The 14,562-nt window shown below is 63.9% G+C and carries 17 protein-coding genes; 9 read left to right on the top strand and 8 right to left on the bottom strand.

Annotated elements, in window-relative coordinates; all coding sequences use genetic code 11:
* Positions 1 to 105: 105 nt before the first annotated feature.
* Complete coding sequence (locus tag GWL_RS20060; protein ID WP_008333821.1) at positions 106 to 312, bottom strand: DUF3717 domain-containing protein; 207 nt, start codon at positions 310 to 312, stop codon at positions 106 to 108.
* A 203-nt stretch (positions 313 to 515) separates the two neighbouring features.
* Between GWL_RS20060 and GWL_RS20055 the strand changes: the two genes are divergently transcribed.
* Both GWL_RS20055 and GWL_RS20050 read left to right on the top strand, forming a co-directional pair.
* Positions 516 to 1,448 (top strand): DMT family transporter, encoded by a 933-nt coding sequence (locus GWL_RS20055; RefSeq protein WP_034351512.1) that lies wholly within the window; start codon positions 516 to 518, stop codon positions 1,446 to 1,448.
* Between the two features lie 12 nt (positions 1,449 to 1,460).
* Positions 1,461 to 2,795, top strand: coding sequence for a DUF2863 family protein (locus GWL_RS20050; RefSeq protein WP_008333819.1), 1,335 nt, complete (start codon positions 1,461 to 1,463; stop codon positions 2,793 to 2,795).
* Positions 2,796 to 2,804: 9 nt separating this feature from the next.
* On the opposite strand, the gene GWL_RS20045 is transcribed toward GWL_RS20050, so the two are convergent.
* On the bottom strand, positions 2,805 to 3,131 hold the full coding sequence (locus GWL_RS20045; protein WP_008333818.1) for a hypothetical protein: 327 nt from the start codon (positions 3,129 to 3,131) through the stop codon (positions 2,805 to 2,807).
* Positions 3,132 to 3,543: 412 nt separating this feature from the next.
* Here GWL_RS20045 and GWL_RS20040 point away from each other — a divergent pair, with 412 nt between their 5' ends.
* Positions 3,544 to 4,389, top strand: coding sequence for a transporter substrate-binding domain-containing protein (locus GWL_RS20040; protein ID WP_008333817.1), 846 nt, complete (start codon positions 3,544 to 3,546; stop codon positions 4,387 to 4,389).
* Positions 4,390 to 4,482: 93 nt separating this feature from the next.
* On the opposite strand, the gene GWL_RS20035 is transcribed toward GWL_RS20040, so the two are convergent.
* Complete coding sequence (locus tag GWL_RS20035) at positions 4,483 to 4,674, bottom strand: hypothetical protein (RefSeq protein WP_008333815.1); 192 nt, start codon at positions 4,672 to 4,674, stop codon at positions 4,483 to 4,485.
* The gene (locus tag GWL_RS20030; RefSeq protein ID WP_008333814.1) at positions 4,674 to 4,964 is read right to left on the bottom strand and encodes a hypothetical protein; all 291 of its coding nucleotides are present in this window, start codon (positions 4,962 to 4,964) and stop codon (positions 4,674 to 4,676) included. The genes GWL_RS20035 and GWL_RS20030 overlap by 1 nt, the downstream gene beginning before the upstream one ends.
* 203 nt (positions 4,965 to 5,167) lie before the next feature.
* Between GWL_RS20030 and GWL_RS24060 the strand changes: the two genes are divergently transcribed.
* The 3 genes from GWL_RS24060 to GWL_RS20020 all read left to right on the top strand — a co-directional run bounded on the left by GWL_RS24060 (position 5,168) and on the right by GWL_RS20020 (position 8,369).
* Positions 5,168 to 5,299, top strand: coding sequence for a hypothetical protein (locus GWL_RS24060; RefSeq protein ID WP_008333813.1), 132 nt, complete (start codon positions 5,168 to 5,170; stop codon positions 5,297 to 5,299).
* Between the two features lie 31 nt (positions 5,300 to 5,330).
* The gene (locus GWL_RS20025) at positions 5,331 to 6,482 is read left to right on the top strand and encodes a helix-turn-helix domain-containing protein (protein WP_008333812.1); all 1,152 of its coding nucleotides are present in this window, start codon (positions 5,331 to 5,333) and stop codon (positions 6,480 to 6,482) included.
* An 84-nt stretch (positions 6,483 to 6,566) separates the two neighbouring features.
* The gene (locus GWL_RS20020) at positions 6,567 to 8,369 is read left to right on the top strand and encodes an NAD(P)/FAD-dependent oxidoreductase (protein WP_008333811.1); all 1,803 of its coding nucleotides are present in this window, start codon (positions 6,567 to 6,569) and stop codon (positions 8,367 to 8,369) included.
* Positions 8,370 to 8,457: 88 nt separating this feature from the next.
* Here the strand turns inward: GWL_RS20020 and GWL_RS20015 are convergent, their stop codons facing one another.
* On the bottom strand, positions 8,458 to 9,231 hold the full coding sequence (locus GWL_RS20015) for an amino acid ABC transporter ATP-binding protein (protein ID WP_008333810.1): 774 nt from the start codon (positions 9,229 to 9,231) through the stop codon (positions 8,458 to 8,460).
* A gap of 10 nt (positions 9,232 to 9,241) precedes the next feature.
* Positions 9,242 to 9,907, bottom strand: a complete 666-nt coding sequence (locus tag GWL_RS20010; protein ID WP_008333808.1) for an amino acid ABC transporter permease — start codon at positions 9,905 to 9,907, stop codon at positions 9,242 to 9,244.
* Between the two features lie 355 nt (positions 9,908 to 10,262).
* Here GWL_RS20010 and GWL_RS20000 point away from each other — a divergent pair, with 355 nt between their 5' ends.
* Both GWL_RS20000 and GWL_RS19995 read left to right on the top strand, forming a co-directional pair.
* Positions 10,263 to 11,060: an SDR family NAD(P)-dependent oxidoreductase gene (locus GWL_RS20000; RefSeq protein WP_008333805.1), complete on the top strand. Its 798-nt coding sequence runs from the start codon at positions 10,263 to 10,265 to the stop codon at positions 11,058 to 11,060.
* A 78-nt stretch (positions 11,061 to 11,138) separates the two neighbouring features.
* Positions 11,139 to 12,404, top strand: a complete 1,266-nt coding sequence (locus GWL_RS19995; protein WP_008333796.1) for a D-amino acid dehydrogenase — start codon at positions 11,139 to 11,141, stop codon at positions 12,402 to 12,404.
* A gap of 38 nt (positions 12,405 to 12,442) precedes the next feature.
* Here the strand turns inward: GWL_RS19995 and GWL_RS19990 are convergent, their stop codons facing one another.
* Entirely contained in the window at positions 12,443 to 12,886 is a 444-nt protein-coding gene (locus GWL_RS19990; RefSeq protein WP_008333794.1) for a hypothetical protein, read from the bottom strand.
* A 235-nt stretch (positions 12,887 to 13,121) separates the two neighbouring features.
* Between GWL_RS19990 and GWL_RS19985 the strand changes: the two genes are divergently transcribed.
* A complete protein-coding gene (locus tag GWL_RS19985) occupies positions 13,122 to 13,697 on the top strand; it encodes a hypothetical protein (protein ID WP_008333792.1) in 576 nt (191 codons plus the stop codon).
* Between the two features lie 137 nt (positions 13,698 to 13,834).
* Here GWL_RS19985 and GWL_RS19980 read toward each other — a convergent pair whose 3' ends face one another.
* The gene (locus GWL_RS19980) at positions 13,835 to 14,500 is read right to left on the bottom strand and encodes a flagellar basal body L-ring protein FlgH (RefSeq protein WP_034351704.1); all 666 of its coding nucleotides are present in this window, start codon (positions 14,498 to 14,500) and stop codon (positions 13,835 to 13,837) included.
* Between the last annotated feature and the right edge of the window lie 62 nt (positions 14,501 to 14,562).

Here is a 14,562-nt window from a genome sequence, read left to right as displayed (position 1 = left end):
TGGATCCGGCAACAACGTGAAGGTTCTGCAATTGCAGAGGCCCTAGGATAACGCGCTTACAAGGAAGTGACCGTCACTGTACGCGGGCGTACGAAAAACCGCAGCTTAGCTGGCCAGCCAGGCCTCGATCAACTGGCGTGCCTGGGCATCGATCTGCTCCAGGTCCACTTCATGGCGGCGATGGAAGATCATCATCGCGTACAGGCCCGCCAGGGCATTGACTTCCGGGGACAGTGCGCACTCCTCTCCGCTGGCCGGGCGCTGCTGGCGCCAGTAGTTGATTGCATCTTCGAGTTCGGTGAGGGTGAGCATGGCGGTATTTCTTGATAGAGACGTAAGGTGAAACGTCGCGGCATTCTAACCGATTTCAGTGTCCGATACTGGTTGAAAACACAGTATGGCCGGGCTTGCCGTGTTGGTATCGGATCCAGCATGCCGTGCACGAGCGGTTAAAATGCGGGCTGACAAGAGAGGCAATCCCGCCTGTCGTGTCACCCACACTTGCCCTCTCCAACATGAGCTACACCCCCAGCCGCCCCATGGGCTACGGCTGTCTGATCCTGAGCATGTCCCTGGTCGGCGCCTACGTCGCGCTGACCAAGCCGCTGGCGGCGCTGCTGCCGGTGTTCCTGCTGGCCTGGCTGCGTTTCGCGATCGGTGCGGTGGCCATGCTGCGCTGGCTGAAGAAGCCGGCCGATGAAAAGCCGCTCTCCACGCAGTCGCGCTGGCTGGTCTTCCTCGAATCCTTCCTCGGCAATTTCCTCTTCACGCTGTGCATGATTACCGGCGTGTCGATGACCAATGCAGTCTCGGCGGGCGTGATCATGTCCTCCATCCCGGCCGTGGTGGCGGTGATGAGCTGGATCTTCCTCAAGGAAAAGATCAGCCTGCGCGTCTGGGCTGCGGTGGCCTGCGGGGCCATCGGCATCGGCTTGCTGTCCCTGGCCAAGGATGGCCACGGCGCTGCCGCTGCACCTGGCGGGCAGACCGCCTGGCTGGGCAACGTGCTGGTGTTCTGCGCCGTGCTGTGCGAGGCCGCCTATGCCGTCATCGGCAAGAAGCTGACCACGGTCCTCACGCCCAAGCGCATCAGCGCCGTCATCAACCTGTGGGGGCTGCTGCTGATGACCCCCATGGGCTTGTACACGGCACTGCATTTCCATTTCTCCAGCGTGCCGCTCAACATCTGGTTGCTGCTGGTCTTCTATGCGCTGGCCGCGAGCGTCTGGACGGTATGGTTGTGGATGACCGGACTGAAGGTGGTGCCGGCTGCACGTGCTGGCGTCTTTACCGTGATGCTGCCGGTCTCGGCCGCCGTGGTCGGTGTGCTGGCGCTGGGTGAAAGCCTCTCCGCGCTGCAGGCCGGCGCCTTCGCCGTGGCCCTGGCCGGGATGTTCCTGGCCACGCTGCCGGGCCGCAGCGCGGCCGACAAATTACCGCTGAACTGAGCGAGGAAAAAAGTGAATCAAGCCAAACGCCCATCAGGCAAACCACAGTCTCCGGGAGCCAGGAAGCCCGCGCCGGGCCAGGCCAGGCACCCTCCCAAGCCGGCGCCTGCCGGCCCGCTGCGTGACAAGCCCAAGACCCACGTCTCCACTGAAGCCGCGCGTCGCCGCCAGCATCAGGCGCATGCCGCCTCACAGACCATGGACGAGGACGAACTGCGGGTGCAGCAGATGGTCGCACTGGCCAGTGCCGTCGCCGCCGATGCTCCGGACCGTGCGGGCCGTCGTGTCGGGCAGGATGAACTGGAGCGCATGGTGCGCCACGCCTTGCGCGAGCGCGATGATGACACCCTCTACGAAGCACTGGAGCAGCTGCGCTACGACGATACGCGCGGCCATGCTTTTCTGCGCGAGGTGGTCGAGGAGAGCGCCGACATCATCGTGCTGCGACGGGGCGAGAAGGAACTGGAAATCAATGCCTTCCTGATCCCCTTGCTGGCCCGCACGCGTGGTGGCCTGCGCGAGGACCTGGCCATGGCCGATGGCGATGCCTTCGACGCCCTGCGCGAAAGCATCCAGCAGGCCGGTCTGGAAAGCCCCAAGGCGCGCGTGGTACTGGTGCATCACCTCTACCACCCGCAAGAGATCAACGCCTTGAGCTTCAGTGAAGTGGAGGCCATGAACCGCGATGCCTTCGCTTCGCTCACCGACAAGAAGATCCTGAGCGTGCCGGCCATCGAGCGCAGCATGCGCGGCTGGCCGGCCAGTCATTTTGCGGCCGATGACGAGGCGCTGGAACTGCGCTTCCTGCTGGGCTTTTCGCTCAAGGACGTGAATGATCCCTTCTACGCGATTCCGCAAGAGGAAGCCGCCGCAGATGCTTACTTCGAATCGCGCGCGCAACGGTTCCGCCAGTGGAGCCAAGAGATCACGCCGCTGATGCAGCAATGTCTGACCGGGCAATCCGGCCAGGCTGCGCAGTGCCAGCTGCATTTCCTGTACCAGGATCTGTTCCATGGCGCCAAGCACACCGGCAATGGTGAGTACCGCACCTTGCAGATGCTTTCCGAACTGGAAGCAGGATTGGCACAGTCCGGTGCGCAGGCAGCAGCGGCCACCGCCTTCCTGGCACTGGTGGACGAGGACGAGCAGACTACGCTGCAAGTCGTGCTGCGCAGTGCAGAGGCGACGTTGGCGCAGTCGGAGCATCCGGTGGAGGGCAATCTGCAGGCCCTGCTCTTGGATGCAGCCGATGCCGTGAGCTCGCTGGGCGTGTCCGCGCTGCGTCTGGCCGATGGCTTCGATGCGGATGGATTGCCGCTGCGCGCACGTGATTTCCCGGCGGCCTGAGCGGCCGGATCAGTCCAGCAAAGCTTGCAGGCTGGTTCCAGCGGGCTGGCAGCGGAAGTACAGCTCCACCTGCATCGGACGCCAGCCACGGATGAGCTGGCGCAGGTCGGCCCGCATCTGCTGCTTGCCGCAGAAAGCGTTGGCCTTTTCGCGGGCCGCCGAGGTCAGGGCCGGAATGGACATGGTGTAGCTCACGCCCGTGGCCGAGACCATGTACAGGTCGTCGCGCCCGGCGCTGACTTCGCTGAAGTTGGCACAGCCGCCCAGAGCGGCGGCACCGAGGCAGGCTGCGAGCAGGCCGCCGGTGCGGCGATGATGATGACGTTCAATGCGCATGAGATCCCCCGTTATGCTCGTGACGCGTGCGCTCCGCCGAATTTCCCTGCGGCATCAACGCGACAGGCCAAGCCTACGCGCGCGCCAGGCTCCGCTGGCGGCGGCTTACCCGGTTTTACCCGGATGCCGTGGCTGTAAAAAAATCTTCAATGAAGCTCGCACAAGGGGGCAGGCTGTCAATTTTCGTACAGCCATGTCAGGAGCTCGCACGATCGGTGATGGCGTAAAAAATTTCCTGCCTGCCGGGAGAGCGCCGCCTGGTGAGGTCCGTAGCAGGCATTTGCCTGCGCGAGCGGCTTGCGGCTGGGCTAAAATCATCGACGCGGTCTGGCCAAGCCGGACCGCAGACCCGTGCGCCATGTTGCCGACCACAGGGCAGCGGCGCCATCCGCCAAATCAGGGAGAACCGAGAATGACCAACCGTCGCAGTTTCATCACTGGCGTGGCCGGCCTTGCCGCCGCCACCGCCATCCCCAACGTCTTTGCCCAGGCCGCCGCTGCGACCGGCTCGACCGAGCCGACCCTGGCGCGCGTACAGCGCACCAAGACCCTGCGCATCGGCGCCGTGCGCGGTGCCGCGCCGTACTACAACAAGGACCTGGCCAGCGGCGAGTGGGGCGGTTTCATGATCGATTTCGCCAGGAGCCTGGCGGCCAGCCTGAACGTCAAGCTCGACATCACCGAGACCACCTGGGGCAATTCGGTGCTGGATCTGCAGACGCACAAGATCGACCTGTTCTTCGGCATGAACCCGACCCCGGCGCGGCGCGAGGTGATCAATTTTTCCGAGCCGCTGTTCCTGAATGCCTTCACCGTGGTGTCCAAGAAGGACTACAAGACCTGGGCAGACCTGAACAAGCCGGAGGTGAAGATCGCCGTCGATATCGGTTCCTCGCACGACCAGATGATCAGCCGGGTCTGCCCGAATGCCACCATCGTGCGCCTGGAAAAGGCCGACGACGCCACCCTGGCGCTGCAGACCGGTCGCGTCGATGCGCAGGTGCTGGTGTGGCTGCTGGCCCTGAACATCCTCAAGAAGAATCCCTCGCTGGGCAAGATGACTGTCCCGCAGCCGCTGGAAGCGACCTCCACCAACATCGGCGTGCCCAAGGAAGAGAGCAAGGCCTGGGTCGAGACCATCAACAAGTGGATCGCCGCCGAACGCGCCGCCGGCAAGATCAAGCCGACCGTGCTGGGCAACCTGGAGAAGCTCTCGGGCGTGAAGCCGGAGGATGTGCCGGCGCAGATTCCGTTGTAACGGCGGGCGGCCTGGCGGGCCGCACAGGGCGCAAAGAAAAACCCGCACGGGTGATGCCGTGCGGGTTTTTTCATGTCAGGCCCTAACCCGGATTCATTTGATTCGCTTGAATTCGCTGGCATGGAGCACGACCTCCAGCAGGGTCTCCAGCTTGATCGTGCGCTCGGTGAGGTTTTCGATGCGCATCTGTTGCTGACGTAAGGCTTCGCTCTGGCGACTCACCTTGTCCTCCAGCTTGATGACGGTCGCCAGGGCGCTCCAGATGCGACCGGTGAGGCCGAACATCAGGCGCTCCCGGCGCGGGTCCGCGCGTCCAGCGCGTCCAGACGCGCATTGCTGGCCTCGACGAAGGCCAGTGACGCCTCCACGCATGCACCGGCGCGTTCGGCGGCCTCCTGCGCCAGACATGCCAGCGCGTCCAGTTCTTCTTGCATCTGCCCACCTTGGTAGGCTACGGCCCCCAGACACATCAGTTCCGAGATGGGCAGTCCCAGCTTGCGCGCCTTGGCGGCGATGATCTTTTCTTCTTGCGCGGTAGCTTCGACCACGATGGTTGCAACGGCAGTAGCGGGCATGATGAACCTTCAGTCAGGGATAAGGTGAACCGGGAAATTGCCTGATGCCCCGTCCGAAGTCTAGGTGATGACAGTTTTTTGCAGGAGCGTCTCGATTTTTTGCGGCGCATCTCCCACCGGGTAGTGTCAGGGAGCAAGCCCGTGGGAGACGCATCCCCATTCGGCAAGTCTGCGCCGTGCGTTGGCGTCACAACAGAGAGGTCTTGCCGCTTGAGACAAGCGTCTCACCATCCCCCCATGCTGCGCCGCAGGACAACTCGCCGCGCACGCTGTGCTACAACATCACCCATCGCTTCACCGTCGTCTTCGCCCTGATCCGCATTGATCCGCATTGATTCGCGCAGTCTCGTCCCGCCAGGAGCCGCCATGCCCTACGTTGCGAAAGTCAGCCATCTCGACCGCGTGCGCCGTCTGCTCGATGGCCAGCCCGATCCCGCCGCCAGTCCCTACCTGCAACGGCTGAGCTCGTCCTATCTGCGTTCACTGGACCAGCATCACCTCGACCCTGCCGACATGCGGGGCCCGCGCGTGTTGAGTTCCGGCGAACTGCGCCAGGTGCAGCAGGGCGAGGAGGATTTTCTGCGCGCATCCGGTCAATGCCTGTCGGTGCTGCACCAGACCGTGCGCGAAGCCGATTACTGCGTCATGCTCACCAATGCCGGCGGTACCACCATCGACTATCGCGTGGACCGCGAACGCCGTCAGGATTTCAAGCGTGCCGGGCTTTATCTCGGTTCCTGCTGGTCCGAGAGTGAAGAAGGCACCTGCGGCGTGGCCGCCGTACTGCAGGATGCTCTGCCCATCACGGTGCACAAGGGCGACCATTTTCGCGCCGCCTTTACCACCCTGACCTGCAGCGCCGCCCCCATCTTTTCGCCAGCGGGCGAACTGATCGGTGTGCTCGATGCCTCGGCGATCCGCTCACCCGATGCGCGCGACAGCCAGAACCTGGTCAATCGCATCGTCCAGCAAAGCGCCACCCTGATCGAAGATGGCTATTTCCTCAACGCCATGGCCTGCGCCTGGGTACTGCTGGTGCATCGCAGCCGCCACTATGTCGAAGCGCAACCGGAAATCCTCATCGCCTTCGATGCCCTGGGCAACGTCATCGCCGCCAATGGCCGTGCGCGCGAGTGCATCGCCGGCCTGCAACGCTTGCCCTGCCCGTTGGACGAAATCTTCGACCTGCACTTTGAAAGCCTGCTCGACAGTCGCGCCCTGCAAGGCTTGCACCTGTTGCGCCTGCACGGTGGCGCCACGCTCTATGGCCGCGTACGCGCGCCGGTATCGCGCGCGCTGCGCCCGGCCCGCGCGCATGCGCTTGCGACGCCGGCTGCCTCCAGCGACGAGGGCAACGCCATCAAGGCTGATGAACGACAGGAGCGCGACCAGATCGTCGCCGCCCTGACCGAATGCAAATGGCGTGCCCCGCACGCCGCCCAATTGCTGGGCATGTCACGCGCTACGCTGTACCGGCGCATGGCGCGCTACCGCATCCTGCCGCCGCATCGACGTTAGCGCTGCAGGCTTCACCCAGGCGGTCAAAGAACCGCCACCCCCATCCAACCACGAGATCTATTGTCGAGATAGAGGAGACTTGTCATGCCCGAAGAAAACGCCAGCCAGGCCATTGCCCATACGCTGGAAACCCTGCAAGCCGCATTGCGCGAAGGCAATGCCGCCAAGGCCGCCGCCCTGTTCGAGGAGGAGGGCTACTGGCGCGACCTGATCGCCTTCACCTGGAACATCAAGACGCTGGAAGGCCGCGACCAGATCCGCGCCATGCTGCAGGCGCAGGTGCCGCATCTCGGATCGATACAGTTGCGGCTCGATCCCGATGAGACGCCATCGCAAGCCGATGGCGTGACCCAGGGCTGGATCCTGCTGGAGACCGGCATCGCCCGCGGCAAGGGCTACCTGCGACTGCGCGAGGGCAAGATCTGGACCCTGCTGACCACCGCCGCCGAACTGAAGGGCCACGAAGAACCCAAGGGCGTGAACCGTCCGCGCGGTGCGGTCCATGGGGTGCATACCCAGCGTCGCAGCTGGAAGGAAGAGCGCGAAGCCGAGGCGCGCGAACTGGGCTACCAGCAGCAACCCTACTGCCTCATCATCGGTGGCGGCCAGGGCGGCATCGCCCTTGGTGCACGACTGCGCCAGCTGGGCGTACCGACCATCATCATCGAACGCAACGAGCGTGCCGGCGACAGCTGGCGCAAGCGCTACAAGTCGCTGTGCCTGCATGATCCGGTGTGGTACGACCATCTGCCCTATATTCCCTTTCCCGAGAACTGGCCGGTGTTTGCGCCCAAGGACAAGATCGGCGACTGGCTGGAGATGTATGCCAAGGTGATGGAGCTGAACTACTGGGGCAGCACCGTCTGCAAGTCCGCCAGCTTCGACGAGACCACGCAGAAGTGGACTGTCGTGGTCGAGCGCGAAGGCCGGGAAGTGGTGCTGCAGCCGACCCAGCTGGTGCTGGCTACCGGCATGTCGGGCAAGCCCAATGTGCCGCAGTTTCCCGGAGCGGAAAATTTCCAAGGCGATCAGCATCACTCCTCGCGCCATCCCGGCCCCGATCCTTATCGCGGCAAGAAGGTGGTGGTGGTCGGCTCCAACAATTCGGCGCACGACATCTGCGCGGCACTGTGGGAGAACGGCGTGGACGTGACCATGCTGCAACGTTCCTCCACCCATATCGTCAAGTCCGATTCACTGATGGAACTGGCCCTCGGTGATCTTTATTCCGAGCGCGCAGTGGCCAGCGGCCTCACTACCGGCAAGGCCGACCTGCTGTTCGCCTCGATCCCCTACAAGGTCTTGCCGTCCATGCAGAAGCAGGTGTTCGACAAGATCCGCGAACGCGATGCGGACTTCTACCGGCGGCTTGAAGAGGCCGGCTTCCTGCTCGATTTCGGCGACGACGATTCGGGCCTGTTCATGAAATACCTGCGGCGCGGGTCCGGCTACTACATCGACGTCGGTGCTTCCGAGCTGATCGCCGAGGGCAAGATCCGCCTCAAGAGCGGCGTCGACGTCAAGGAGATCCGCGCGCATTCCATCCTGCTCTCCGATGGCAGCGAATTGCCGGCCGACGTGATCGTCTATGCCACCGGATACGGCTCCATGAATGGCTGGGCCGCCGACCTGATCTCGCGCGAGGTGGCCGACAAGGTCGGCAAGTGCTGGGGGCTGGGATCGGCCACCACCAAGGATCCGGGGCCGTGGGAGGGCGAACAGCGCAACATGTGGAAGCCCACGCAGCAAGCCGCGCTGTGGTTCCACGGCGGCAATCTGCACCAGTCGCGTCATTACTCGCTGTATCTGGCGCTGCAGTTGAAGGCGCGCATGGAAGGCATTGCGACGCCGGTGTATGGCTTGCAGGAGGTGCATCACCTGCAGTAAAGCGCTGGCGTAACGCAGGTGAAAAAATGGCGCGCAGATTTCTCTGTGCGCCATTTTTCAGTGGGTTTGCGCCGCGTGACCTGGACGATCAGGCATTGAAGCGGGCCAGGAAAGCCTGCGTCGCGGCCTCCCGCGGATTGTCGATCACCTGCGACGGCGGCCCGGCTTCGACCACCACACCATCGCGCATGAACACCACCTGGTCCGCCACTTCGCGGGCGAAGGCGATTTCGTGCGTGACCAGAATCATGGTCATGCCATCGGCCGCAAGGCCGCGAATCACGTTGAGCACTTCGCCGACCAGCTCCGGGTCCAGCGCCGAGGTGGCTTCATCGAACAGCATCACGTCCGGCTGCATGGCCAGCGCACGGGCGATGGCGATGCGCTGCTTCTGTCCGCCGGAGAGCTTTTGCGGATACATGTCGGCGCGTTCGGCCAGGCCCACTTTCTGCAGCAGGACCATGGCCTTGGCGCGCGCTTCGACCTTGGGCGTGCGCAGCACGGTGACCATGCCTTCCATCACGTTTTCCAGCGCCGTCATGTGCGGGAACAGGTTGAAGTGCTGGAACACCATGCCGGTGCGCGCGCGGAAGGCGGCCAGTTCACGATCCTTGGGCAGGCGCGAGTTGCGACCGCTGAATTCGAAGTGGCGCTCGCCGATGCGCACCGTGCCCTGGTCCGGCACGGTCAACAGGTTCAGGCAGCGCAGCAGGGTGGACTTGCCCGAGCCCGACGGGCCGATCATGGCCACCACGCTGCCACGGGGCACGGCGATGGAAATGTCCTTGAGCACCACGTGCTCGCCAAAGGCCTTCTTGAGATTGCTGATCTGGATCATCGCGTCCGAGTGTTGGTTGTTCATCGTGATCTCCTCAACCGTGCTGGACCGACAGGCGGTTTTCCAGGCGCTTGGCCCAGATGGTGGCCGGCAGCAGGATCACGAAGTAGATGATCGCCACCAGGGTGTAGATTTCCAGCGGGCGATAGGTTTCGTGGGCGATGATCTGGCCCTGGTACAGCAGGTCCGGCACGGCCAGCACCGACAGCAGCGAGGTGTTTTTCAACTGCATGATGGACTGGTTCACCAGCGGCGGCGTCATGCGCTTGAAGGCCTGCGGCAGGATCACGCGCTTCATCAGCTGGAAACGCGTCATGCCCAGTGCCCAGCCCGCTTCGGACTGGCCCACATCGATGGAGACGATGCCGCCGCGAATGATCTCGGAATAGAACGCACCGCCATACAGCGCCAGCGACAGCATGGCCGCCGTGCCGGCCGACATCTCGATGCCCAGCAGTACCGGCAGTGCATAGTAGAACCACACCAGCTGCACCAGCACCGGCGTGCAGCGGAACACTTCGACGAAGGCGCGCAGCGGGCCGGAGATGAAGGGGTTCGACGACAGCCGGCCCAAGCCCACCACCAGGCCCACCAGGAGGCCCAGCGCAATACAGGCCACGGTGTAGGAGAGGGTATAGACGAAGCCGATTCCGATGATGCTCCTGAATTGCCAGAGCGAGCCGAAGTCCCATTGATACATCTGCGATTTTCCTTGGTTGCCAATTGCATGAGCCCGAAGCGGGCAGGGTGTGCAGCGCATGCACGAACCATGCCCTGTTCATCCGGGACACTTGCGCGCCGGGTGCCGGGAGGAGGGAGGACATGGGAAGAACTGCCCGCGCGTGGATTGCAAGCGATTGCAATCGACGCTGCGGCGTGCCGCGAACCCGGCCATTGTAAAGGAGAACGCCTGGAGCACGAACTGAACAAAACGTCTCATCATGCGCCGGGAACCCCCGTAGATGCGGGCTTTGGCTAAAATGACGGGATTGCGCAAGTGAAGCGTTTTGCCAAATTCCCGATCAGCGGGAACGCGCTGTTTCACCTTTTGGATCATGAACCCGTCCCCTTTTCCTTCCCTTCCTGCTGCCACTCCACCCCATTCCGGGCGAGTCATCCTCATCACCGGTGCCGCGCGCGGCATCGGTGCGGCGGTGGCCTTGAGCGTGGCCTCACCCGATGCCGCCCTGGTCCTGCATGCTCGCACCGAGTCGCCGGAGCTGCAGGCGGTGGCGCAGCAATGCCGCGCGCAGGGCGCACAGTGCACGCTGGCGCTGGGCGACCTGGCCGATCCGCACACCGCAGCGCAGTTGCGGGACACGGCGCTCACGCACTACGGCAGGCTCGATGCGCTGGTGGCCAATGCCGGCTTTGCCGATCGCAAGCGCATCGGCGAACTCGATGATGCGGATTGGTCGCGCTCGCTCGATGCGCTCCTGGGTGGCTTCTTCCGCCTGATCACCGCCTGCCGCGCGCCGTTGGAGGGCAGCGGGCAGGGCCGCGTGGTGGCGGTGAGCTCGTTCGTGGCGCATGTGTTCCGCCTGGGCGAATCGGGCTTTCCGGCTTCGGCGGCGGCCAAGGCCGGCATCGAGGCGCTGGTCAGGTCGCTGGCCGTGCAGGTGGCAGCGGCGGGCGTGACGGTCAACGCGGTGGCGCCCGGTTACGTTCAGAAGAGCGACCCGGCCAAGTCGGCCATCGATCCGGCCGCCTGGGAGGCGGCGCTGGCGCGCATCCCCTTGCAGCGCCTGGGACAGCCGCAGGAGATCGCCAACGTGATCGCCTTCCTCCTCAGCCCGGCGGCGTCCTATGTCACCGGCCAGGTGTGGCATGTGGATGGCGGACTGACGCTGTAGCGACAAGAAGATTTAAATTATTTATATTGTTTAGTCTGTTTATATTCATTGATCCTTTCCGGAAGTTGAACTGACACCATGCGCATCATCGTGCTGGGCGCCGGCATCGTCGGCGTCACCACTGCTTATTTCCTCCGCGAGCGCGGCCACGAGGTCGTCGTGGTGGAACGCCGCGCCGAGGTGGCCACCGAGACCAGCGTCGGCAATGCCGGCCACGTCTGTCCCTCCTACGCCACCCCGTGGGCGGCACCGGGCATGCCGGCCAAGTCGCTGAAGTGGTCGGTGCAGAGCTGGCTGGGCATCGAAGCGGCCTTGCGCTTTACGCCCCGTCTGGATGCGCATCAGTGGAAATGGCTCAAGACTTTTCTGGCGCAATGCACGCCCGAGCGCTATGCCGTCAACAAGGCGCGCATGGGGCGGCTGGCGCGCTACAGCCACAGCCAGTTGAAGCAGATACGCGAGCGTCTGGATATCCGCTACGAGCAGACCAGCGGCGGCAACCTGCAACTGTTCCGCACCCAGGAAGGGCTGGACAATGCCGGGCTGTCGACCAAGGTATTGGCCGAAGCCGGAGTGCCCTTCGAATTGCTGGATGCCGAGGGTTGCGTGGCTTTCGATCCGGGCTTGCATGCGGCCCGACATGAATTGAAGGGCGGGCTGCTCTTGCCGCTCGATGAGACCGGCAATTGCCCGCTGTTTGCGCGCGCCCTGGCAGGATGGCTGCAGGCGCATGGGGTGGAGTTTCACTTGTCCACAGAGGTGCAGGCCATCGAGGTGGCCGGTGCGCAGGTCAGCGGGCTGCGTACCCGCACCGGCACGCTGCGCGCCGATGCCTACGTCGTCGCCTGCGCCAGCGCATCGGTACCGATGTTGAAACCCTTGGGGCTGGATCTGCCGATCTACCCGGTCAAGGGCTATGCCATCACGGTACCGGTGGCCGATCCTGCGAGCGCGCCGCGCAGTGGCGTCATGGACGAGTACTACAAGGTCGCCATCACGCGCATGGGGCAGCATATCCGTGCGGCAGGCACGGCCGAGATCGGCAGCTGGGATACGCGCGTCACGCCGCGGGACTGCGCCACGGCCCTGAAGTCGCTGAAGAATCTTTATCCACAGGGGGCCGATCTGGCCAAGGTGGAGTACTGGGCCGGGCTGCGGCCGATGACACCGGATGGCGCACCGCTCATCGGTGCCACCCGCTATGCCAATCTGTGGCTCAACGCCGGGCATGGTTCCAATGGCTGGACCACGGCCTGCGGCTCGTCGGCCATCATCGCCGACAAGATCTCGGGCGTGGCCAGCGCCATCGAGAGTGGCGATCTGGAGCCGCAGCGCGCGTTCTGAACCTGGAACGCATCGCGCAGATTTAATGTGAACAGGCCCTAGTGATCAAACAGCGCATCCACGTTGGCGCCATTGCTGAAGCTGCTCAATGCCCAGCCACCAGGCGTGTGGTAGAAGATGAACATCCACGGGATGGGCTGGCGTTCGGTCTTTTCGATATAGGTGAGCTTCATCAGTGACTGGCCCACTTTCTCGGAGCGGATGAATTCATAGCCGACCGAATTGCCGACCAGCGCCTCGATGGCCGAGCGCGCGCTGCGCGCGTTGGTGCGCGCAGTCTCGAAGGCGCGGATATCCACCAAGGCATAAGGCGAGAGCAGGCCGTAGGCATCATCGGTGCGGCCGGCACCGGCCTGGGCCATGACCTTGTCGGCCAGGGCGCGTACTTCGCTGTCGGACTTGAGGGTATCGGCGCGGGCGGCATGCAGCATGCCAGCCATCGCCAGCGAGGCCAGCAGGGAACGGGCGAGCAGTGAGGGCATGGAAGTCTCCTTGGAAAATCGATACAGGCGCCTATTGTGCCAGCACTGCGCAAGGCCTCGCCATGGTGCGTCCTGGCGTCACGTACGCGGCTGTTAAGCGTGTACAGGGTCAGCGTAAATCAAGGTAAAACGGCCATGTGGCGACAATATGCGCCGCTATGATGGGCAGCCTGTAATCCCTGCCCCTCGCGTCATGCGGGGACCCTGCCAGAGGATTGCGCTCGGGGAGAGCATCATGCGCACCATCATCATTGCCACCTTGCTGGCTTCATCGCTGTCGGGCTGCATCGTCACGTCCGGCAATGCCCTGGTCGATGCCGTGGGACTGGTTGGTTCCACCGCCTCCAGCGTGCGGGCGATGACGCCCAACTCGGTCCAGAATCCCATCGTCTACAGCAAAGACCCGATCCATGAAGTCTGCATCGAGTGGAATGGTTCGGTGGCCCTGAGCGACTTCGTCCCCGGCCTGCAGGGCGAACTGCAAAAGCACGGCGTACAAAGCCGCGTCTACGATGCCGGCACCCAGGCACTGAACTGCCCGGTGACCTTGAGCTATGTGGGTTACGTCAAATGGGATACCAAGGTCTTCACCGATGCCTATACCCCCTATCTCACCTATGCTGCGCTGACCCTGCGTCGCGAGGGACGCGTGCTGGGCACGGCGCAGTACCGGCTGGGCTCCTTCGGTCAGGACAAGTGGGCCAGCGCCGGTGACAAGCTGGCGCCACTGATCGATGCGCTGTTCCCCGGCAATCCGCAGGTGGCGGACAATTCGCCGGACAACATGCGCAGTGCGGCCAACGGATTCTGACGGTATCGCACATGCTTTGCCGCGCTCGACGCGGTGTGCGCGGTGATCGGCGCAATGAAAAACGGCAAGCTGCGCGCTTGCCGTTTTGTCGTTTTCCGTTTGTCCCTGCCGCATCCTCTGCGGCAGGGACAGCCCGATCACCAGATGGTCAGCAGCCGGCGGAAGAAGTTGCCATCGGTGCTGGCGTCGGCCACCGAGCCGCCGCCGACCTGTTCCAGCCGCGCGTCGGCCACGTTGGCCGAGGCCACGATGCCGCCACGGATGTCGCGCGTGCGCACTACGCCGGAGAAGCGCAGCGTATTGACGTTGCCATTGACGCCGATGCGCTTTTCACCGGCCACCACCAGGTTGCGGTTGGGCAGGACCTCGACGATGGAGACCATCAGCGTCCCGCTCATGGTGTTGGTATTGCTGCTGTCACCGGATCCCTTGAAGGTATTGCTGCCGCTGGCCGAATAGTTGGCGTCGTAGAGCTGCGTGAACAGGCCGCCCAGCGGTGCACCCGAGCCCGGGCCCTTTTGCGTGAGCGAACTGTCGCGGCTGTTGCTGGTGGCGGCCTTGTTGCTGCTGCTGATGGATTCGGAGATGTCGATCTTGATGATGTCGCCCACGTTGTAGGTGGTCGGCTCCTCGAAGAGCTGGGCGCTGGAAACCCGGAAGATGGCGCCGTTGTTTTCCACGTTGGCCACCTGATAGGCCGGTCGCACGCTGGTGGGCCCGGTCACCATGGGTGCCGGACTGTTGCAGGCCGATAGCGAGACGGCCAGTGCGCAGGCACCGGCAAGGCGATACTGGAATGTCATGGTGATCCCCCGATGGCGGCCAGGCTGGATGCCCGGCACACGTCGCCGCCTGCTGTTGCCAG

The organism is Herbaspirillum sp. GW103 (genome assembly GCF_000261365.1).
GTDB lineage: Bacteria > Pseudomonadota > Gammaproteobacteria > Burkholderiales > Burkholderiaceae_D > Herbaspirillum.
Note: the sequence above shows the minus strand (reverse complement) of the source record. Positions and strands in the feature narration are given on the sequence as shown.

Excerpts from the sequence above, each read along its gene's own strand:
- GWL_RS20045 (WP_008333818.1), bottom strand. The coding sequence starts at position 3,131 with ATGCGCATTGAACGTCATCATCATCGCCGCACCGGCGGCCTGCTCGCA.
- GWL_RS20020 (WP_008333811.1), top strand. The coding sequence starts at position 6,567 with ATGCCCGAAGAAAACGCCAGCCAGGCCATTGCCCATACGCTGGAAACC.
- GWL_RS20015 (WP_008333810.1), bottom strand. The coding sequence starts at position 9,231 with ATGAACAACCAACACTCGGACGCGATGATCCAGATCAGCAATCTCAAG.
- GWL_RS20055 (WP_034351512.1), top strand. The coding sequence starts at position 516 with ATGAGCTACACCCCCAGCCGCCCCATGGGCTACGGCTGTCTGATCCTG.
- GWL_RS20060 (WP_008333821.1), bottom strand. The coding sequence starts at position 312 with ATGCTCACCCTCACCGAACTCGAAGATGCAATCAACTACTGGCGCCAG.
- GWL_RS19995 (WP_008333796.1), top strand. The coding sequence starts at position 11,139 with ATGCGCATCATCGTGCTGGGCGCCGGCATCGTCGGCGTCACCACTGCT.
- GWL_RS19990 (WP_008333794.1), bottom strand. The coding sequence starts at position 12,886 with ATGCCCTCACTGCTCGCCCGTTCCCTGCTGGCCTCGCTGGCGATGGCT.
- GWL_RS20030 (WP_008333814.1), bottom strand. The coding sequence starts at position 4,964 with ATGCCCGCTACTGCCGTTGCAACCATCGTGGTCGAAGCTACCGCGCAA.
- GWL_RS19980 (WP_034351704.1), bottom strand. The coding sequence starts at position 14,500 with ATGACATTCCAGTATCGCCTTGCCGGTGCCTGCGCACTGGCCGTCTCG.
- GWL_RS19985 (WP_008333792.1), top strand. The coding sequence starts at position 13,122 with ATGCGCACCATCATCATTGCCACCTTGCTGGCTTCATCGCTGTCGGGC.
- GWL_RS20010 (WP_008333808.1), bottom strand. The coding sequence starts at position 9,907 with ATGTATCAATGGGACTTCGGCTCGCTCTGGCAATTCAGGAGCATCATC.
- GWL_RS20035 (WP_008333815.1), bottom strand. The coding sequence starts at position 4,674 with ATGTTCGGCCTCACCGGTCGCATCTGGAGCGCCCTGGCGACCGTCATC.
- GWL_RS20025 (WP_008333812.1), top strand. The coding sequence starts at position 5,331 with ATGCCCTACGTTGCGAAAGTCAGCCATCTCGACCGCGTGCGCCGTCTG.
- GWL_RS20000 (WP_008333805.1), top strand. The coding sequence starts at position 10,263 with ATGAACCCGTCCCCTTTTCCTTCCCTTCCTGCTGCCACTCCACCCCAT.
- GWL_RS20040 (WP_008333817.1), top strand. The coding sequence starts at position 3,544 with ATGACCAACCGTCGCAGTTTCATCACTGGCGTGGCCGGCCTTGCCGCC.